20 protein-coding genes (1 of these 20 only partly in view) are annotated in these 19,468 nt (G+C 63.1%); 10 read left to right on the plus strand and 10 right to left on the minus strand.

All coding sequences use genetic code 11. The annotated features are described in order from the left end of the window. Positions 1 to 27 precede the first annotated feature (27 nt). Positions 28 to 222, plus strand: a complete 195-nt coding sequence (locus tag OVA00_RS06280) for a hypothetical protein (RefSeq protein ID WP_034800090.1) — start codon at positions 28 to 30, stop codon at positions 220 to 222. 26 nt (positions 223 to 248) lie between these two features. Here the strand turns inward: OVA00_RS06280 and OVA00_RS06285 are convergent, their stop codons facing one another. From OVA00_RS06285 to phnG, 3 genes are read right to left on the minus strand one after another with little or no spacing between them, the layout of a single operon-like run. Further along, positions 249 to 1,358 carry a carbon-phosphorus lyase complex subunit PhnI gene (locus OVA00_RS06285; protein WP_034800091.1) on the minus strand — a complete coding sequence of 370 codons (1,110 nt, stop codon included), beginning with the start codon at positions 1,356 to 1,358 and terminating at the stop codon, positions 249 to 251. 3 nt (positions 1,359 to 1,361) lie between these two features. Further along, on the minus strand, positions 1,362 to 1,970 hold the full coding sequence (phnH, locus tag OVA00_RS06290) for a phosphonate C-P lyase system protein PhnH (protein ID WP_034800092.1): 609 nt from the start codon (positions 1,968 to 1,970) through the stop codon (positions 1,362 to 1,364). Beyond that, positions 1,970 to 2,437, minus strand: coding sequence for a phosphonate C-P lyase system protein PhnG (gene phnG / locus OVA00_RS06295; protein ID WP_268088363.1), 468 nt, complete (start codon positions 2,435 to 2,437; stop codon positions 1,970 to 1,972). Before phnG ends, phnH begins: the two co-directional genes overlap by 1 nt. 90 nt (positions 2,438 to 2,527) lie before the next feature. Between phnG and phnF the strand changes: the two genes are divergently transcribed. The 3 genes from phnF to OVA00_RS06310 all read left to right on the plus strand — a co-directional run bounded on the left by phnF (position 2,528) and on the right by OVA00_RS06310 (position 5,501). Next, positions 2,528 to 3,277 carry a phosphonate metabolism transcriptional regulator PhnF gene (phnF, locus tag OVA00_RS06300; RefSeq protein ID WP_029742729.1) on the plus strand — a complete coding sequence of 250 codons (750 nt, stop codon included), beginning with the start codon at positions 2,528 to 2,530 and terminating at the stop codon, positions 3,275 to 3,277. A 169-nt stretch (positions 3,278 to 3,446) separates the two neighbouring features. Beyond that, positions 3,447 to 4,841: a selenium-binding family protein gene (locus OVA00_RS06305; protein ID WP_034800094.1), complete on the plus strand. Its 1,395-nt coding sequence runs from the start codon at positions 3,447 to 3,449 to the stop codon at positions 4,839 to 4,841. A gap of 33 nt (positions 4,842 to 4,874) precedes the next feature. Beyond that, positions 4,875 to 5,501 (plus strand): hypothetical protein, encoded by a 627-nt coding sequence (locus OVA00_RS06310; RefSeq protein ID WP_029742731.1) that lies wholly within the window; start codon positions 4,875 to 4,877, stop codon positions 5,499 to 5,501. A gap of 20 nt (positions 5,502 to 5,521) precedes the next feature. Here OVA00_RS06310 and OVA00_RS06315 read toward each other — a convergent pair whose 3' ends face one another. Next, positions 5,522 to 6,214, minus strand: coding sequence for a glutathione S-transferase family protein (locus OVA00_RS06315; RefSeq protein ID WP_192438698.1), 693 nt, complete (start codon positions 6,212 to 6,214; stop codon positions 5,522 to 5,524). A gap of 91 nt (positions 6,215 to 6,305) precedes the next feature. Beyond that, the gene (locus tag OVA00_RS06320; protein WP_268088364.1) at positions 6,306 to 6,896 is read right to left on the minus strand and encodes a VOC family protein; all 591 of its coding nucleotides are present in this window, start codon (positions 6,894 to 6,896) and stop codon (positions 6,306 to 6,308) included. A gap of 287 nt (positions 6,897 to 7,183) precedes the next feature. Between OVA00_RS06320 and OVA00_RS06325 the strand changes: the two genes are divergently transcribed. Genes OVA00_RS06325 through OVA00_RS06335 form a run of 3 tightly spaced genes read left to right on the plus strand, consistent with a single transcriptional unit; the run spans position 7,184 to position 8,924 of the window. Further along, positions 7,184 to 7,783, plus strand: coding sequence for a hypothetical protein (locus tag OVA00_RS06325; protein ID WP_268088365.1), 600 nt, complete (start codon positions 7,184 to 7,186; stop codon positions 7,781 to 7,783). Continuing rightward, positions 7,783 to 8,373 (plus strand): hypothetical protein, encoded by a 591-nt coding sequence (locus tag OVA00_RS06330; protein ID WP_029742736.1) that lies wholly within the window; start codon positions 7,783 to 7,785, stop codon positions 8,371 to 8,373. Before OVA00_RS06325 ends, OVA00_RS06330 begins: the two co-directional genes overlap by 1 nt. A gap of 11 nt (positions 8,374 to 8,384) precedes the next feature. Continuing rightward, entirely contained in the window at positions 8,385 to 8,924 is a 540-nt protein-coding gene (locus tag OVA00_RS06335) for a hypothetical protein (RefSeq protein ID WP_268088366.1), read from the plus strand. Here OVA00_RS06335 and OVA00_RS06340 read toward each other — a convergent pair. From OVA00_RS06340 to OVA00_RS06360, 5 genes are all read right to left on the minus strand, one after another. Next, positions 8,905 to 10,167, minus strand: a complete 1,263-nt coding sequence (locus tag OVA00_RS06340) for a hypothetical protein (RefSeq protein ID WP_268088367.1) — start codon at positions 10,165 to 10,167, stop codon at positions 8,905 to 8,907. The genes OVA00_RS06335 and OVA00_RS06340 overlap by 20 nt on opposite strands. A gap of 80 nt (positions 10,168 to 10,247) precedes the next feature. Then, positions 10,248 to 12,386 carry a methylmalonyl-CoA mutase gene (scpA, locus tag OVA00_RS06345; RefSeq protein ID WP_192443902.1) on the minus strand — a complete coding sequence of 713 codons (2,139 nt, stop codon included), beginning with the start codon at positions 12,384 to 12,386 and terminating at the stop codon, positions 10,248 to 10,250. 40 nt (positions 12,387 to 12,426) lie between these two features. Further along, positions 12,427 to 14,430 carry an acetyl-CoA carboxylase biotin carboxylase subunit gene (locus tag OVA00_RS06350; protein ID WP_029742741.1) on the minus strand — a complete coding sequence of 668 codons (2,004 nt, stop codon included), beginning with the start codon at positions 14,428 to 14,430 and terminating at the stop codon, positions 12,427 to 12,429. Positions 14,431 to 14,460: 30 nt separating this feature from the next. Continuing rightward, entirely contained in the window at positions 14,461 to 14,751 is a 291-nt protein-coding gene (locus tag OVA00_RS06355) for a hypothetical protein (protein WP_029742742.1), read from the minus strand. Between the two features lie 11 nt (positions 14,752 to 14,762). Next, complete coding sequence (locus OVA00_RS06360; RefSeq protein WP_029742743.1) at positions 14,763 to 16,295, minus strand: acyl-CoA carboxylase subunit beta; 1,533 nt, start codon at positions 16,293 to 16,295, stop codon at positions 14,763 to 14,765. Positions 16,296 to 16,452: 157 nt separating this feature from the next. Here OVA00_RS06360 and OVA00_RS06365 point away from each other — a divergent pair, with 157 nt between their 5' ends. From OVA00_RS06365 to OVA00_RS06375, 3 genes are all read left to right on the plus strand, one after another. After that, positions 16,453 to 17,871, plus strand: coding sequence for a helix-turn-helix domain-containing protein (locus OVA00_RS06365; RefSeq protein WP_268088368.1), 1,419 nt, complete (start codon positions 16,453 to 16,455; stop codon positions 17,869 to 17,871). Between the two features lie 117 nt (positions 17,872 to 17,988). After that, positions 17,989 to 19,131: an isobutyryl-CoA dehydrogenase gene (locus OVA00_RS06370; RefSeq protein ID WP_029742745.1), complete on the plus strand. Its 1,143-nt coding sequence runs from the start codon at positions 17,989 to 17,991 to the stop codon at positions 19,129 to 19,131. Positions 19,132 to 19,154: 23 nt separating this feature from the next. Beyond that, positions 19,155 to 19,468 carry the start of an enoyl-CoA hydratase/isomerase family protein gene (locus OVA00_RS06375; RefSeq protein ID WP_029742746.1) on the plus strand. It continues 745 nt past the right edge of the window, so the window shows 314 of its 1,059 coding nt (coding positions 1–314); its start codon is at positions 19,155 to 19,157; the stop codon falls past the right edge of the window.

Below are 19,468 nucleotides of genomic sequence, written 5' to 3' on the forward strand. Positions count from 1 at the left end.
TGTGTCGACCGCTGATGAGGCCAGGATTTGAGCGAGATTTTCGTCTGGGTGATTGGGATCTTCGTGCTGTGTTCGGCGGTTGCCGGCCTGTTCGGCATTGCCCGCCGGCCGCAGCGCGAGACGGAGAGCAGGGCGCGCAAGAACGACGGAGGTGGCGACGCCGGTGGTGTCTATGCCGGTGACGGCGGCGATTGTGGTGGCGGGGATGGCGGCGGCGATTGAACCGCTAGGGCTGGCGGTATGCCCGATCATTCGGCCGCCTCCCGTTGTACCTTCGGTGCTTCACCTGAATTCGCGGCCTCGTAATCGCGGCGCATGCGGCGCACGAGATCGAGTTCGGCCTGGAAGTCGACATAGTGCGGCAGCTTCAGGTGCTCGACGAAGCCGGTAGCCTGAACGTTATCTGCATGCGAGATGACAAATTCCTGATCCTGGGCGGGTGCGACGATGTCCTCGCTGAACTCGTCAGTGCGCAGTGCCCGGTCGACCAGCGACATCGACATCGCTTTGCGTTCACTCTGGCCAAAGACGAGGCCGTAGCCGCGGGTGAATTGCGGCGGCTGCTTGGCCGAGCCCATGAACTGGTTGACCATCTGGCATTCAGTGACGCGGATCGCGCCGAGTGAGACGGCAAAGCCGAGTTCCGGCAGATCGAGTTCGACTTCCACTTCTCCGATGCGGACTTCGCCGACGAATGGGTGGGTGCGGCCGTAGCCGCGCTGGGTGGAGTAGGCGAGCGCCAAGAGGAAGCCTTCGTCGCCGCGGGCAAGCGCCTGCAGTCGCAGGTCCCGGGCCATCGGAAACTCCATCGGCTCGCGGGTAAGGTCGCCCATAACATGGCCCTCGGGCATCTGGCCATCACCCTCGATCAGGCCTTCGCCGTCGAGAATGTCGGAGACGCGCATCACATGCTCACCGGGCTCCTTGACTGCCGGTTCTTCGACCGCTTCGTCGGCGATCAGTGATGGGTCGAGCAGGCGGTGGGTGTAATCGAAGGTCGGGCCCAGAAGCTGTCCGCCGGGCAGATCCTTGTAGGTCGCCGACACGCGGCGCTCGACCTTCATGTCGGCGGTATCGACCGGCTCGGAGTAGCCGAAGCGCGGTAACGTCGTGCGATAGGCGCGCAGGATGAAGATCGCCTCGATCATGTCGCCGCGCGCCTGGCGGACGGCAAGGGCTGCGAGCGCACGGTCATAGAGCGAGGCTTCCGCCATCACTCTATCGACCGCAAGGCCGAGCTGCTCGACCACCTGGTCGATGGTGATGGAGGGAAGGCTACGGTCGCCACGGCGGCGATCGGCGAGAAGGCGGTGGGCATTGGCAATGGCGGCTTCCCCGCCCTTGACGGCTACATACATGGCTCACGCCTCCTTGAGCGAAAGACGGGTGGTGCGCGGCAGGCAGATGAGCTTGTCGCCGGCCGTCAGCACGAGATCGACGCCGCGCGGAAAGATCGCGCGATTGGCGGTCCAGAATTCGAGGAAGACGTCCGGCAGCCCCTTCACCGCAATCTCCGTCACGTCCTTGATGCCGGGGCCTTTGGCGGTCAGCGCAGGGCCGCCGCTCAGCGCTTCGACTTCGATGACGAGTGTCGTCGAGCGATCCGGATAGTCCTGCGTGCCAAGCGAGAACTGGTCGAAGCCGGGGAAGGCGGCGCCCTTTTCGATGAAGGCGAAGCGCGCGTCGGTCTTGCTGGTGGTGAGCGGAGCACCGGTGTGGAAAGCGATCCACTGCGGAACGGCCGATTTGGAAAGTGCCGGCGTCAGCCAGACGGGCGTGTCATGGTCGCACAGAGTCAGCGCTACGGCGCCTGCGGCCGTAGCGAGCGGAGCCGGAGGCGTGCTCGTCGCTTCGAGGCGCTTGATCGTACCCGGACGGGCAAAGCCGTCCATCAGGTCGCGGAAGACGGACTGAGCGGCAAAGACTGGATCGGCAAAGGCGCCGGCGTAAATCTGCGATTGGCTGGCCATCAGTCGTCTCCCCGAACCATGGTGAAAAAGTCCACGCGGGTGGCCGCGGTTTCTTCCGCCTTGCGGCGTTCTTCCTGGGCAAGCCGGTCGGCCACGCTTCCAAGTAGGGCCTCGACCTTAGCCCTGTCGCCGTCACGCTGGGCAAGGGCGTCGAAGATGGCGGCAAGCCGGGCGCGTTCCTTGTCGGTTCCGAGCAACTGCCCGTGGCCGATTTCGCCGGTCGAAAGGCGGACGGTGGCGCGCGACACCGTAGCCTCGCCGAGATTGAAGGGATCGCCGCCGCCGCCGATGCGGCCGCGCACCATGACGAGGCCGGTCTCGGGGCCTCGGACCGGGTGAACCTCGGGCTGGTCTGCGAGCGCTTTCCAGGCGTCCTTGAGTTCGGCGAGCGTTGCCTGGGCGAGCAACCGCATGGCCTCCTTGCGCGCCGGGTCCGGCGGGCTTTCCTGCTTCACTTTCGCGTCCATCATTTTCACCTCAAATGTCTATTGATCTAGACAACTATACATCTTATACTTTTTCATAACGTCGGCAAATGACAGGCTTGTGACATGCCAATGCGAAAAGACACGGCAGCGCGAAAAGTGGTGGAGCGCCAGACCGGCGTCGCTCTCTGGCGGCAGATTGCCGACCGGATCCGCCTGGCAATCAGCAATGGCGACTATGACGCGACCGGCATGGTGCCACCGGAAACGGTGCTTGCGGGCGAGTTCGGCGTCAACCGGCACACGGTCAGAAGCGCGCTGGCGGCGCTGGCCGAAGAAGGGCTGGTGCGTCCCGTCCAAGGGCGCGGCACAATGATCGAGCGCAAGGAGCGGGTGAGTTATCCGATTTCAAAGCGCACGCGCTTCTCGCAAGGTCTTGGCCACCAGGTGAAGGAAATTGGCTCGCGGCTGCTCGGCCACACGGAATTGCCGGCAAGGGGCGAAGTGGCGAGCGCGCTTGCCATCAGGCCCGGTGATCCGGTGATCGAACTCAGAACCGTCAGCAGCGGCGATGGTCGACCGCTCTCGGTTTCCTCGAGCTACTATCCGGCGCATCGCTTCCCGCGCATGGCCGAAGAATTCGAACAGCTGCACTCCGTCACCAAGGCCTTCGCAGCCCACGGTCTGGATGATTATGTACGCGCCTCAACGGAGATCGTCGCCCGGCACGCTGACGCCGACGAGCTTGCGATGCTGAAGCTCTCGCCGGGCGCAATCGTGCTCGAAGCCCAGTCGATCAACGCCGATCTCGACGGCAAGCCGATCGAATATTCCCGTAGCCGCTTTGCCGCTGACCGGATGAAGCTGCGGATCGAGACTTGAGGCCATGAGGCCGCCTCTGCCGGTCGCGATGACGTCTCGCTCAACCAGAAGCGTTCCGATCCCTGTCAGGAAATAAGGCAAAGGCCGTATTTCCGACGCGTTTTTGCCGCATGACCGGAGCCTGCATCAGGACCGCGCATTCGGGAATTCTCTAAGGGGGAGAATGGCAATGGCGACGTGGCGACCCGATCCTTCCTTCTATCCATCACCGCGCATGGCGGCCAAGGCTCCAAAGGAGACGCTCGCCTACGTGGCGGCTTTCGATCCGGACCGAAGAAGGCCGGACGCGATCGCCGTCGTCGATGTGGATCCGGCGTCGCAAAGCTATTCGCAGATCGTCGGGCAGGTCGAGATGCCGAATGTCGGGGACGAGTTGCACCATTTCGGCTGGAACGCGTGCTCCTCGTGCCTGTGTCCCAACGCACCGCATCCACATGTCGAGCGTCGCTACCTGGTGGTGCCGGGCCTGCGCTCCTCCCGTCTCCATATCATCGACACCAAGCCGGACCCCCGCAATCCGAAGATCGTGCGGGTGATCGAGCCCGCGGAAATCGCCGAGAAGGCGAATTATTCGCGGTTGCACACAACCCATTGCGGACCTGAAGGCATTTACGTCAACGCGCTTGCGGATCGAGACGGCAAGGCGCCCGGCGGCATTTTCCTGCTCGACCATCAGAGCTTCGATGTGCTCGGACAGTGGGAAATGGACCGTGGGCCGCAGAAGCTCGCCTATGATTTCTGGTGGCACCTCGGCCACGACACGATGATCACCAGCGAATGGGGCACGCCCGATACTTTCGAGAACGGGCTGGTGCCGGAGGTGCTGCTTGGCTCGAAATACGGCCGCCGCCTGCATTTCTGGGACCTGCACAAACGCAAGCACGTGCAGGAGATCGACTTCGGCGAGGAACACCAGCTCGTTTTCGAACTGCGCCCGGCCCACGATCCGACCAAGGCCTACGGCTTCGTCGGCTGCGTCATCAGCCTCAAGGACCTCTCGGCGTCGATCTGGACCTGGTATCGCGACGGCGACCGATGGGCCGTGAAGAAGGTGATCGAGATTCCGGCAGAACCGGCCGATCCGGATCTGTTGCCACCGGTGCTGAAAGGCTTCAGCGCGGTCGCTCCGCTCGTCACCGACATCGACCTGTCGATGGACGATCGCTTCCTTTACGTTTCCTGCTGGGGCACCGGCGACATGATCCAGTACGACGTGTCCGACCCCTTCGCACCGAAGGAAACGGGGCGGGTCAGGATCGGCGGCATCGTTTCGCGTGCGAGCCATCCGAAGGCGAAGAACGGTGCGCTCAACGGTGGGCCGCAGATGGTGGAAATCAGCCGCGACGGCAAGCGGGTCTATTTCACCAACTCGCTCTATGGCGCCATCGACCCGCAGTTCTATCCCGAAGGCATCGACGGTTGGATGGTCAAGCTCGATGTCGCCGATGGTGGCGGGATCGCCTTCGACGAAAACTTCTTCGTCGACTGGCCAAAGGGTCATCGACCGCATCAGGTTCGCCTCGAAGGCGGCGACTGCTCGTCCGATTCCTATTGTTATCCGTGAGGAGGGAGCCGCGGTGCAGCCGGGTCACGGCGAATGACGACGGTCTGGCCATGGCTCTCGCTCGCCGGCCTCGGTGCCTTTCACGGCCTCAACCCGGCAATGGGCTGGTTGTTTGCGGTTGCGCTCGGACTTCATCGCCAGAGCAGCCGGGTCGTCTGGCTGTCCCTCGCACCCATTGCGGTTGGTCACGCGATCTCGGTCGCGACCGTGCTGGCGGTGGTCGCAGCATTCGGCTCGGTGCTGGATCCGAACACATTCAGGATCGCGGCCGCCGTGCTCATTCTGGGGGCCGCCGGCTACACCGCCATTCATGGCCATCGCCACCGCGTCCGGATCGGAATGCGGACCGGCATGGCGGGACTTGCGGTCTGGTCATTCCTGATGGCGACGAGCCATGGGGCCGGCCTGATGCTGGTGCCGGCGGTGCTCAGTCTCTGTCTTGCAGGTCACGCCGGCGAACTGGCGATGGCAAGTTCGCTGCCGGTCTCGCTCGCCGCCGTTGCAGTGCATAGCATCGCAATGCTGACGGTGACCGCGGTGCTGGCGCTCGCCGTCTTCACCTGGTTCGACCTTGCGGTCCTGCGTTCCGCCTGGATCAATTTCGACCGCCTCTGGACGCTCGCACTCGGGGCAACCGGCGTCGCACTCCTCATTCAATGATCCGCATCGCAGCCGCCAGGCTATTGCCGCTGCGATTTTACATAAGCGATATAGCCGCGGACATCGGCGGCGGGCTCCGCATAGGCGGCCCCGAGCGTTCTTTCGATGCTTGCCATGTAGGTCTTTGCCCAGTCCGGCAGGTCATAGTCGATCGCGGCCAGGAACTCGAGCGTTGCTGCGAGCCGGATATCGGCGATCGAGGGCTTGGCGCCACCGATGAACGGCTTGTCGCCAATGTAGAAAGCGCGGAATACGTCGAGCGGTTCGGCAAGGGCTGCAACCGCTGCCTTCCGGGCGATCTCCTTCGTCGCCGCATCGGCATCGCTGCAGCCGACTTCGCCCGCGTAGAGCGGAAAGTTCAGCGCCGGATAGGTTGCGCGGGCAAGGTAGGGATAGAAGGTGCCGATCAGGTAGAACATGGCGCTGTCGATCATCGCGCGTGCCTCGGGTTCCCTCGGGTAGAAGTCATCAAGCCCATGTTTGTTGCAAAGGTACTGCATGATCGCGCAGCTTTCCCAAAGCGCGCCCCTGGGCAGGTCCGCTGTCTCGATCATCGGTGTCAGATGCGACGGCGCTCGTGCCAGATATTCGGGCGAGCGCGTCTGGCCGTAGACATCGTTTTCACTAAAATCGAGCTTGGCTGCGCGCAGGAACACGCGCGCGGTCATGTTGTTGACGCTGGGCTTGATCACGTTGAGCTGGACTGCGGACATGGCATTCCTCCCGGTTGATCGTCGTTGAACTGGCGGCGGCTCGCTCGCGGCGGACACCGCCATTTGGCTACAGATCTCACCAAGCGCGACCCTATCGCGGTCCGTATGGGTTCTTCGGTTGGCGATCGAGCGACAGCGTCGGCCGAGAGCGTTCGGTCAGGGCTTCGATCGCATCGGCGAGATGGACCTCGGCGATGTTATAGTCGCCGCGTTCAGTCCTGATCCTATGCGCTTCCATCAGGACTGCGGCATGGCTGTGACTGGCCGGCGGCTCGAAGCGATAGGAGGCAAGTTCAACCAGCAGCCCAAGCGGATCTTCGAAGTAGATCGAATCCATGAAGCCGCGATCCTTGACGCCACTGTGGCGGATCTTTCGCTCGTCGAGCCGCTCCACCGCCTGGTTGAATGTCGCGCGCGAAACAGCAAAGGCGATGTGATGCACACAGCCCATGTCGGTCGGGGTGCGCTCGGGATCCGGCGTGCGGTTCTCGTCGGTGAAGACGGTGATCAGGCGGCCGTCGCCCGGATCGAAATAGAGGTGGCTTTCGCTCGCCCGGTCGAGGTTCGGTTGCTCGAAAATGAAGGGCATGCCGAGCAGCCCCTCCCAGAAATCGATCGACGTCTGACGGTCCGCCCCGACAAGCGTGATGTGGTGAACGCCTTGCGATTGCAGTTTGCGCATAGCCGGCCTCCCGGGTTCGGCGGAGAATGTGGGCCGAATGGCTCCTGGCACCGCTTTCCACCGCATGCAATTGTCGCCCGTCGCGGGCAGAAGGCAAGCGCCAATCACGGGTGGATCGGTGGGCGGCAAACGCGTTGTGGCTGGGCAATGCACAGCTTTTAGCCCACCCGACCTTCGTTCTGAGGTTGTGTCTGCCGAAGAAACCGTTTCCGACACGCGTGTTTTGATTTCCCCGGCAAACTTTCCTATCTTCCGGTTGCAGTATCCGCAGGGTGGATGGAGGACAGATGCCGGTCATGCGGCGGTCGAAGATCAGGCAGCGCCTGCTGATCATGCTTGTCACCGGTATCGGCGGCATGGCGGCGGCTGCGATTTCCTTTACTTCGGCGGTTTATGATGCAGCCAATCCGGTTCCTGTTCCGGTCATAGGTAAAGACCAGGTCGTCGACACGGGCCGTTGGCGGGTGACCATCAATGGCGCTTATATGTCGTCTCGGCCGCCAACCGGCACCAAACCGTTCGAGCCGAAGAGGTTCCTCCTTGTGGATCTCGAACTCGACAACCGGTCCGTGGCCAGCAGCAACGTCTTCATGAACCTGATCACGATCAAGGATGACGTCGCTCCGCTGCAGCCCAAGCCCACCTATTACCTGGCGAGGGACAAGTGGATCGCCAGTGCGATCAATCCGAACATGCCGGAAAAACTGGTCGCGGCCTGGGAGTGGCCAGCGGACCGCCCGGAACCGCAAACGCTTTCGCTGGCGATCGGCAAACAGATCTACAAGCCACGTGACAATCTCTACGGCGCGCCGAATTGGTTCGATGACGGCGAGGCCGCGGTCGTCGAGTTGCCGGTGACGCATGCTGTGGAGACGACGGAGCAATGATGTCGGCTTTCCGTACGCTGCTGCTTTGCGGCCTTGCAATCGCGGCGCTCTATGGGATGCGAAACAGTACCCCCGGCTACGGCGACATCACCGCGCCGATCGCCATTCGCGGTGCTGTCGGCGAGCGGGTGGAGACACGCGACTTCGCTTTCGGCGCAGCCAATGTGCATCTGGCACGACAGCTCAAGGTCGAAAGTTTTGGCCGGGTCAAGGACTTCTCCACATCCGGCATCTGGCTGGTCATCGAGGGCGCGGCCGTTTCCAAGACGGAAACGATGACGTTGATGTCTGCGGAATGGCTGGCGAGCAATGGTTTGCGCTACGCGTTGAGCCAGCGGTTCTCGACCGTGCCGGGCTATCTGCCGACGGAGCGGCTCGAACCCGGCCTGCCAAGGCCGGTGCTTCTTGCCTTCGAGCTTCCCGAGGCGGCCGTCGACCAGGGCACGCTGCTCGTCGCACGCAGTCGTGTGTCGCCGCTCGCCGAGGAACTGTCGATTGCGCTCGGCGACAAGAAGCCGGCCGAGATCAAGCCGTCCGTCACCATTGCGCGCAGCGGCAGCGGCGCGCCCTGGACACTGGCCGCGCACTGAGGGAGGCAGTCATGAGCGAGAAACGCACCTTCTGGACCTGCCTGTTCGCGTTGATCGTCGCGCTGCCGCTCGCCTTCGTTGCCCGCGCATGGGAAAGCCTTGGTGAGAGCCAATGGCTCGCCGGCGGTAGCCCGGAAGTCGTCGTTGCGGATGGAGCGGCGCAGGCCTTCGCCGGCGGGCAATGGAAGCTTATGGATATGCGACGCCTGCCGCGCACCGATGACGCACGCGTCATTCTTACCGAATTCGAGGCATCGCCGACCGATCTCGCCGCTTTGTCGAAGGGCGCCTGCCGCGTTCGACTGATCGACGACAAAGGGCGCCGCTTCGAACCGGTCACCCTGACCGAGCCGATCGTGCGAGAGATGTATCCGGAGGTGGCCGAGCGTCCGCGCTGCAGTGTCCTGGCCTTTACGGATGCCAAGGCCGGCAGCCCCGTCCGCATGGCCGAGAGCTTCATCGTTCCGGCGGAGGCGCGGGACCTTTCGCTGCGGATCGAATTTCCCGGCGCCAGTGACGAGACGCTGGTGTTCAAGTGGACGCGTAGTTGATCTCGGCCTTATCGGCCTGACGGGAAACGGCGTGTTCGAGCATCGCCGCCAGCAGGGTGATGCGCAGGGCATCGAGCACGATGCCGCCATTGAGATCGCTGGGGCTGCCGATGAAAAGGCTCACGGCATCGAAAACGAGCCGCCAGCGCGCAAGATCTCCCACGTCCAGCGTCCGTGTTGCCGCGTACCAGGCCCAGGCGCCGAGCCAGGCAATGGCATTGTAGGCGATGATAAAGGCGAAAAGTGCCGCCAGCCCCGAGCCGAGCGTCAGCTTCAGGCAGGTCCAGATCGGCGCATAGCGGGAACGATAATCGCCGATGAAGTGGTCGAGAAAATCGGCGACCCATTTGCGCAGCGTGCGGGCACGGCGCGGCTTTGGCGATGCCGGCCGGGTGCGCGGTGTTGCGCTCGAAAGCTCGTAGCCGTTGATGATGGCCGCCATGACCAGCCAGACGACCGGAAGGAGCGCATAGAAGAACAGGCCTGTGGCCTGGCTATCCCAGTCAGGTTTTCTCAATTCCACCGGCACGAAGGTCTCGGCGGCATGCGCAATGCCGGCGAAGGCGAAGCCGTTCATGCTCAGAAGCTTGCCGGCGCCTAGCCAGGTGATCACCTGGTCCTTCCAGACCGACAGGCCGTAGAGACCGATGAAGATCCAGCTTGCATCTGCGGCTACAATCAGAAGACGCCAGACGGGCGCTTCGCTCAGCTTGCTCATGCGTTTTGCGCCCCAGCGTACAAGCCAGCAGAGCGCGATCGACACGAGAACGCCGCGCGACCCCAGAATATCAAAGAAGTTGGCTTTTTCGCCGAAAGCGACGGCAGCAAGCGCTGATCGCGAATATTCGCGCACGGTATCGCCGAGAAAACCCCAGGCGGCGTAGTAGGCAAAGAACGGCAGCAGGGCGGCGGCGGTGACGGCGAGCAGCCTGCGCTCGGCCTTCGGCACCTTGCTCTCGACAGGCGCCGCAGCCGGTTGCTGCCGGAGCGCTTCGAGCGCCGGCAAGCCCGGGCGAAGGACCATGAACATCAGCACGATGACGACGAGCTTCGCCAACACGACGAGGGAGAGCGTGACCATGCCGCCGAGCGGATGCTGCATCCCGATCCAGACGGCTGCCCGCATCAGGAGATCGTGCACAATGGCGCCGCAGGCGCCGATCAGCAGGAGCTGCGGCCAGAAGCGGGCGAGAAGGCGCGCCATCAGGGCAAAGGGTCCGAACACTTCGGCGATCGACGTCATGCCGACACCATAGTTGCGTCGGCCGGTAACGACAACCGCTCGGGCGGGCGGAGAGACAATGTCCTCCGCGTCGCCCGGCGTCAGATGTTGCGGCGCTTGCCCTCGATCAGGTCGAGCACCGCGCGTGCCGCATCGAGCACGTTGGTGCCGGGGCCGAAGACCGCCGACACGCCGTTCTCCATGAGATAGTCATAGTCCTGGCGAGGGATGACACCCCCACAGATGACGATGACATCCTCGCCGCCACGCTTTTTCAGCGCTTCGGCCAATTGCGGCATCAGCGTCTTATGGCCGGCTGCGAGCGAAGAGACGCCAATGACATTGACCTTGCTCGCAAGCGCCATGTCGGCCGCTTCCTCCGGTGTCTGGAACAACGGGCCGGCAAGCACGTCGAAGCCGATGTCGCCAAAGGCCGACGCGATCACCTTGGCGCCCCGGTCGTGGCCGTCCTGGCCGAGCTTGGCGACCATGATTTTCGGCTTGCGGCCGAGTTTCGCCGAAACTTCGTCGAGGCGGCCGGAGAGCACCTCGAGTTCAGGCTCGCCCTCATAGGCCTTGCCATAGATCTTGCTGACGACCTTGGGCGTTGCGGCATGGTCACCAAAGGCGCCGCGCATCGCATCGGAGATTTCGCCGACGGTCGCGCGCGACCGCGCCGCTTCGACGGCGGCCGCCAAGAGGTTGCCTTCGCCGGTCGAGGCGACCTTTGAAACCGCGGCCAGGGTCTCTTTCACCTTTGCGCTGTCGCGCCGCCGCTTCGTCTCCTCGATGCGACGGATCTGCGCGGCGCGCACGGCGCTGTTGTCAATTTCCAGGATGTCGATCGGCTCCTCGTTGTCGAGCCGGTACTTGTTGACGCCGACGATGATTTCCTCGCCCTTGTCGACCGCGGCCTGGCGGCGGGTCGCGGCCTCTTCGATCAGTCGCTTCGGCAGGCCGGCGTTGACCGCACGGGTCATGCCGCCCATCGCCTCGACCTCTTCGATCAGCGCCCAGGCCTTTTCCGCGAGTTCATTGGTCAGGCTCTCGACATAGTAGGAGCCGGCAAGCGGATCGACGACCTTGGTGACACCGGTCTCGTGCTGCAGGATCAGCTGCGTGTTGCGGGCGATGCGCGCTGAAAACTCCGTCGGCAGTGCGATCGCCTCGTCGAAGGAGTTGGTGTGCAGCGATTGCGTGCCGCCAAGGGCGGCCGACATCGCCTCGAAAGCGGTGCGGATGATGTTGTTATAGGGATCCTGCTCCTGCAGCGAGACGCCCGAGGTCTGGCAATGGGTACGCAGCATCAGCGAAGACGGCTTCTTCGGCTCGAACTCCTTCATGATCCGGGTCCAGAGCAGCCGCGCCGCCCGAAGCTTCGCCGCTTCCATAAAGAAATTCATGCCGATGGCGAAGAAGAACGAAAGCCGCCCGGCGAACTCGTCGACGTTCAGCCCCTTGGCAAGGGCAGCCCGCACATATTCGCGCCCGTCGGCGAGCGTGAAGGCAAGCTCCTGCACCAGCGTCGCGCCGGCTTCCTGCATGTGGTAGCCGGAAATCGAGATCGAATTGAACTTCGGCATCTCCTTCGCCGTATACTCGATGATATCCGCGACGATGCGCATCGAGGGTTCCGGCGGGTAGATGTAGGTGTTGCGGACCATGAACTCCTTGAGGATGTCGTTCTGGATGGTCCCCGAGAGCTTGTCGCGCGAAACGCCCTGTTCCTCGCCGGCGACGATGAAGGAGGCGAGGATCGGAATGACCGCGCCGTTCATGGTCATCGAGACCGACATCTCGTCGAGCGGGATGCCGTCGAACAGGATTTTCATGTCCTCGACCGAGTCGATCGCAACCCCTGCCTTGCCGACATCGCCTTCGACGCGCGGATGATCGCTGTCGTAGCCCCGATGGGTCGCAAGGTCGAAGGCGACGGAAAGGCCCTTTTGTCCGGCCGCGAGATTCTTCCGATAGAAGGCGTTCGAAGCTTCGGCCGTGGAAAATCCGGCATATTGGCGGATCGTCCAGGGACGCCCGGCATACATGGTCGCGCGCGGACCACGCACGAAAGGCTCGAAGCCCGGCAGCGAATCCAAATGATCGATGCCGTCGAGGTCGCCGGCCGTATAGAGCGGCTTCACCGCAATGCCCTCGGGCGTCTGCCAGGTGAGGCTTTCCGGCGCTGCCTTCAGTTCACGCTCGGCGAGCGTTTCCCAGTCCTTGGTGGTCTTTTCGGTCATCGGATGTTCTCCTGGATGATGGCGTCGACAGCCGTCGCCATCATTCGAATTCCATGATCAGTTCGTCGACCGCGAGGCTGGCGCCGGCGGCGACCGCCACGCGCTTGACCACGGCCTTCTTTTCGGCGCGCAGAATGTTTTCCATCTTCATCGCTTCGACCACGGCAAGAGCCTGCCCGGCCTCGACGGTGTCGCCGGCCTTGACCGTGACCGAGGTGATGACACCCGGCATCGGGCAGAGCAGCATGCGCGACGTGTCCGGGGGCAGCTTTTTCGGCATCAGCCGCGCCAGCTCCGCAACCCGCGGGCTTCTGACGTGGGCAATGGTGTCGATGCCGCGCCAGCGGAGCCGGATGGCGGTTCCAACCCGATCGACTTTGACGCTCAAGGGCTCATTGTCGATGTTGAAGGTGGCAAGGGTGCGGCCGGGAGCCCAGTCACCGGCGATCGTAACCGAGGCGCCGTCGGCAAATCGGACATAGGCACCATCGGCAGACGCGCCGGCGGTGACTGCGAAGTTGTGATCGCCGAGGCTGACCACCCAGTCGTGACCGACGATGCGACGGTGATTGCCGATCGTGCCGGAGATCTGGCTGGCGCGCTCCTGCAGCACCTGATTGATCGATACGGCGACGGCTGCGATCTTGCGAAGCGACTGCTCGTCGGCCGCAACGCCGTGGAAGCCGTCGGCGAATTCCTCGGCGATATAGGCCGTGGTCAGCCGGCCCTCTCGGAACCGCTGCTGCTGCATGACGGCTGCAAGGAACGGCAGGTTGTGACCGATGCCTTCCACCTCGAACTGATCGAGCGCATCGGCCATGGCATCGACTGCCGTCTTGCGATCCGGCCCCCAGGTGCAGAGCTTGGCGATCATCGGGTCGTAATACATCGAGATCTCGCCGCCCTCGAAGACGCCGGTATCGTTGCGTGTCACCGTGCCATCTTCGCGTCTGCCCTCGACCGGGGGACGATAGCGCGTCAGCCGACCGATCGACGGCAGGAAATTGCGGTAGGGGTCTTCCGCATAGAGCCGGCTTTCGATCGCCCAGCCATTGAGCTTTACGTCGTCCTGGCCGAAGGCCAGTTTTTCGCCGCTCGCAACACGGATCATCTGCTCGACGAGATCGAGCCCGGTGATGAGCTCGGTCACCGGATGCTCCACCTGCAGGCGGGTGTTCATTTCGAGGAAGTAGAAATTGCGCTTGCCGTCGACGATGAACTCGACGGTACCGGCCGAATGATAGCCGACGGCCTTGGAGAGCGCGACCGCCTGTTCGCCCATGGCCTTGCGGGTCTCGGCATCAAGGAAGGGCGAGGGGGCTTCTTCGATGACCTTCTGGTTGCGTCGCTGGATCGAGCATTCGCGTTCGCCCAGGTAAAGCGTATTGCCGTGCTTGTCACCGAGCACCTGGATTTCGATATGGCGTGGCTCGGTCACGAATTTCTCAATGAAGATGCGGTCATCGCCAAAGGCGTTCTTCGCTTCGTTCTTCGACGACTGGAAGCCTTCGCGTGCCTCCTGGTCGTTCCAGGCGATGCGCATGCCCTTGCCGCCGCCACCGGCCGAAGCCTTGATCATGACGGGATAGCCGATCGAACCGGCGATCCGAACCGCCTCGTCGGCATCCTCGATCAGACCCATATGGCCCGGAACCGTGGAGACACCCGCTTCGGCCGCGAGCTTCTTCGAGGTGATCTTGTCGCCCATCGCCTGGATGGCTCCAACCGGAGGGCCGATGAAGGCAACGCCTTCCTTTTCCAGGGCTTGCGCAAAGGCGGCATTTTCCGAAAGGAAGCCATAGCCCGGATGAACGGCATCGGCGCCGGTCTTGCGGATCGCATCGATAATTTTGTCGATGACGATATAGGACTGCGCCGAGGGCGAGGGGCCGATATGCACCGCCTCATCCGCCATGCGCACATGCATCGCGTCGCGATCGGCGTCGGAATAGACCGCGACCGTCGCGATGCCGAGCTTCTTCGCAGTCTTGATGACGCGGCAGGCGATTTCACCACGGTTGGCGATGAGGATTTTCTTGAACATCTTGTTTCTCTTTCAAATCCAGACTGCGCGTCAGCGTTTGAACTTGCGGCGATAGGGCAGAAGCGCGATCGAGGATGCTGCAGCAGCACCTCCAAAGAGCAACGCGAAAGGCACGACGACCATAAGGGTTGCGAGCACCGGGCTCGTCGAGCGGATGATGTGCGTGCCGACCGCGCCGATATTGAGCCAGATCAGCACGCCGGCCGTTATGGCCCCGATCGCAACGCCGATCAGCGCGTTGACGGTCATGTAGCGCAGCATCTGCCAGTGGTCGCGTCGGGCCTCTTCCGGTGTCATTACGCGTTCCGGCTCCCGTTCCATCGTCGCCTCCATCAGAGCGGGATCGTGTCGTGCTTGCGCCAGCGGACATCGACCTGCTTGTTGCGCAAGGATGCGAAGGCACGAGCGATGCGGCGACGCGACGAATGCGGCATGATCACTTCGTCGATGAAGCCACGCTCGGCGGCGACGAACGGATTGGCGAAGCGCTCCTCGTATTCTTTGGTGCGCGCGGCAATCTTCTCGGCATCGCCGAGTTCCGAGCGGTAGAGGATCTCGGTTGCGCCCTTGGCGCCCATCACGGCGATCTCGGCGGTCGGCCAGGCATAGTTGACGTCGGCGCCGATGTGCTTGGAGGCCATGACGTCGTAGGCGCCCCCATAGGCCTTACGGGTGATCAGCGTCACCATTGGCACGGTCGCTTGGCTATAGGCGAAGAGCAGCTTGGCGCCGTGCTTGATGACGCCGCCATACTCCTGCGCGGTGCCAGGCAGGAAGCCGGGCACGTCGACCAACGTCAGGAGCGGGATTGAGAAGGCGTCGCAGAAGCGTACGAAACGCGCGGCCTTGCGCGAGCTGTCGATATCGAGGCAGCCGGCAAGCACCATCGGCTGGTTGGCGACGACGCCGACTGTCTGGCCCTCCATGCGGATGAAGCCGGTGATGATGTTGCGGGCAAAGCTCTGCTGCAGCTCGAAGAAATCACCTTCGTCGGCGAGCGCAAGGATCAGTTCCTTCATGTCGTAGGGCTTGGTGGCGCTATCGGGGATCAGGCTGTCCAAACGCATTTCGAGCCGCGCCGGGTCGTCGTGGAAGGGACGGACCGGCGGTTTCTCTCGGTTGTTGAGCGGCAGGAAATCGAAGAGCAGGCGCACGTGCTCAAGCGTTTCGATGTCGTTCTCGTAGGCTGCGTCGGCGACGGAGGACTTTTTCGTGTGCGTGCCCGCACCGCCGAGTTCTTCGGCCGTGACGATCTCGTTGGTCACGGTCTTTACGACGTCGGGCCCGGTCACGAACATGTAGGACGAGTCACGCACCATGAAGATGAAGTCGGTCATGGCCGGCGAATAGACGGCGCCGCCGGCGCAGGGCCCCATGATGACCGAAATCTGCGGGATGACGCCCGAGGCTTCGGCATTGCGGCGGAAGACCTCGGCATAGCCGGCAAGGGAAGCCACGCCTTCCTGGATGCGGGCGCCGCCCGAGTCGTTGAGGCCGATGACCGGCGCGCCGTTGCGAACAGCCATATCCATGATCTTGCAGATCTTCTGCGCATGCGTTTCCGACAGCGAACCGCCGAGCACCGTAAAGTCCTGGGAGAAGACATAGACCTGGCGGCCATTGATTGTGCCCCAGCCGGTGACGACGCCGTCGCCCGCGACCTTCTGGCCTTCCATCCCGAAGTCGACGCAGCGGTGCGTGACGTACATGTCGTATTCTTCGAAGGAGCCTTCATCGAGCAGCACCTCGATGCGTTCGCGCGCCGTCAGCTTGCCTTTGCCGTGCTGGGCATCGATCCGCCGCTGGCCGCCGCCGGCTCTTGCTTCCGCCCTGCGGGCTTCGACCTGTTCTAGTATGGCGCGCATGGTGCCCTCCCGATTTTTTGATGCCCGGCTTTTTCAACGATTGTGCAGAGGCGCTTCGAGCTTCGCAATAGCGTCGAAGACGGCATGGAAAAACGTCTCTTCATGTGCAAATGTGAAATAGAGTATTTTGTGAAACGTAAATTGCAAAGTTGCAAACATGGCGATCGGCAAGCTCTACATCGGCCGCAAGGTCAGGGAATTGCGGGAAGCGAACAAGGCGACGCAAGGTCAGTTCGCTGAACGCATCGGTATTTCCACCAGCTATCTCAACCAGATCGAAAACAACCAGCGGCCGGTTTCGGCGGCGGTGCTTTTGGCGCTCGCCGAAAAATTCCAGATCGACATCGCCGAGCTTTCGACCGGGGAGGGCGATCGCCTGCTTTCGGCGCTCTCCGAAGCGCTCAGCGACCCCCTGTTCGAGACCTATTCGGCGAGCCTGCAGGAGCTGAAGCTCGTTGCCCAGAACGCGCCAGGCCTGGCGCATGCACTGATCACCTGCCACCAGGCCTACCGCCGCAACAGCGAACAGCTTGCGAGCATCGACGACACCATCGGCCGCGGCGGCCCCTTCGTCGAAACGACGCCCTATGAGGAAGTGCGCGACTTCTTCCATTTCGTCGACAACTACATCCACGAGATTGATATACTCGCGGAGCGGCTGGCGAGCGAACTCGGGCTCGGCGAAGGCGACAATCATGCAGCGCTTGCAAGCTATCTGGAGCAACGACATGGCGTCCGTGTTGTGCGCGGTGCTGCCGGCGACGAGGCGATCCGTCGCTTCGATCCGCGTGCCCGTATCCTGACGCTCAATCCTTACGCGCCGCCGGCGACGCGCGACTTTCAGATCGCCCTGCAGATCGCCCAGCTTCATGCCCGCGAGGAGATCGACCGGGTGGCCGGCAGCGCCGGTTTCCGCACCGAAGAGGCCTATGAGATCTGCCGCATCGGCCTGCAGAACTATTTCGCCGGTGCGCTCATCTTGCCCTATCAGGCGTTCTCAAAGGCCGCCCGCGACTTGCGGCACGATATCGAGCTGCTCGCCGCCCGTTTCGGCGCCTCGCTGGAGCAGGTCTGTCATCGTCTTTCGACCTTGCAACGGCCGGGACAGAAGGGCATTCCGATCTTCTTTGCCCGCATCGACCGTGCCGGCAACATCACCAAGCGCCACAGCGCCGCGAAGCTGCAATTCGCCCGCTTCGGTGCCGCCTGTCCCCTCTGGAACGTGCACCAGGCCTTCGAGACTCCGGGCAGGATCATCCGGCAACTCGCCGAAACGCCTGACGGCGTGCGCTACCTGTGTCTCGCCACCCAGATCACCAAGGGTGGAGGCGGTTTCCGCGCCGCGCAGCCGCGTTATGCGCTGGCACTCGGCTGCGAGATCTCCTACGCCGATGCTTTCGTCTATGCCGACGACATGGATCTCGGCAACCGCGCCGCCTTCGATCCGATCGGCATTTCCTGTCGCATCTGCGAGCGCACGAAATGCGCCAGCCGCGCCGTACCGCCATTGAAGCGTCGCCTGATTGTGGATCATGACTTACGCGGCGCTCTGCCGTATCGTCTAAGTGAGAACTGATTGGGCTTGTCTGTTCATTTTTGAACAGACCCTGTGAGAAGTTGCATATGGGCCTGCCGGAGGTTTGGTGTAACTAGGCCCTAATTGCTCGACTATGCGGTCAGGGAGGACATGCATATGGATTTTCGCCTGTCGGAGGAACAGGAGGCCATTCGTCAGATGGCGCTCGATTTCGCCCGCGACGAGATTGCCCCTCACGCGATCGACTGGGATCAGCAGAAGCATTTTCCGGTCGACACGTTGCGCGGCGCCGCCGCACTCGGCATGGCCGGCATCTACGTCCGTGACGATGTCGGCGGCACGGGCCTGACCCGGCTAGACGCTGCGATCATCATCGAGGCGTTGGCGACCGGCTGCCCCGCCGTCGCCTCCTTCATGTCGATCCACAATATGTGCGCCGGCATGATCGACCGTTATGGCACCGACGAGCAGCGCCAGCGGCTGCTGCCCAAGCTTTTGACTATGGACGTGCTCGCGAGCTACTGCCTGACCGAGCCCGGTTCCGGTTCGGATGCGGCGGCGCTGAAGACAAAGGCGGTCAAGGAAGGCGACAGCTATGTGCTGACCGGCCAGAAACAGTTCATCTCCGGCGCCGGTGAATCCGGCCTCTATGTGATCATGGCGCGCACCGGCGAAGACGGCCCCAAGGGGATCTCGACCTTCATCGTCGAGAAGGATGCGCCGGGCCTGACCTTCGGCGCCAACGAGAAGAAGATGGGCTGGCACGTGCAGCCGACCCGCGCCGTCATGCTCGACGGCGTGCGCGTACCCGCTGAAAATCGCCTCGGCGGCGAAGGCGACGGCTTCAAGATCGCCATGGGCGGGCTCGATGGCGGTCGCTTGAACATCGCCGCCGCGTCGCTCGGCGGTGCTCAATCGGCCTTCGAAAGGGCGCTGGCCTACGTTCAGGAGCGGCGCGCCTTTGGCAAGGCGATCGGCGAATTCCAGGCGCTACAGTTCCGTCTCGCCGACATGGCGACCGATCTCGAAATCGCCCGCACTTTCCTTTGGCGTGCCGCTTCGGCGCTCGATGCGGGCGACCCGGAAGCGACGAAGCTCTGCGCCATGGCCAAGCGCTTCGTCACCGACCGCTGCTTCGCCGTCGCCAACGACGCGCTGCAGCTTCATGGCGGCTATGGCTATCTCGCCGATTATGGCGTCGAGAAGATTGTCAGGGACCTTCGGGTGCACCAGATCCTGGAAGGCACCAACGAGATCATGCGCCTCATCGTGGCGCGTTCGCTTATCGGCCGGAAATAGGCCAGAAACGGGAAAGACCGCTCATGGAAATGCAGACGCCAGCACCGGAAGTGATCGTCGAGCGCCAGGGCGCGGTCGGCCGGATCCGGTTGAACCGCACGCGCGCGCTGAACAGCCTCAACGTGCCGATGATCCGGTTAATCGCGGCGGCCCTGACCGAATTCGAGAACGATCCGGCGGTCGCTGCCGTGCTTGTCACCGGCGAGGGCGAGCGCGGGCTTTGCGCCGGCGGTGATATCCGAATGATCTATGAGAGCGGCCGCGAGCGCCCGGAGGAGGGCGCCCAGTTCTGGCGCGAGGAGTTCGTCGTCAACAGCCGCATCTCCGGCTACCGCAA

This window comes from Ensifer sp. SL37 (genome assembly GCF_026672675.1).
GTDB lineage: Bacteria > Pseudomonadota > Alphaproteobacteria > Rhizobiales > Rhizobiaceae > Ensifer > Ensifer adhaerens.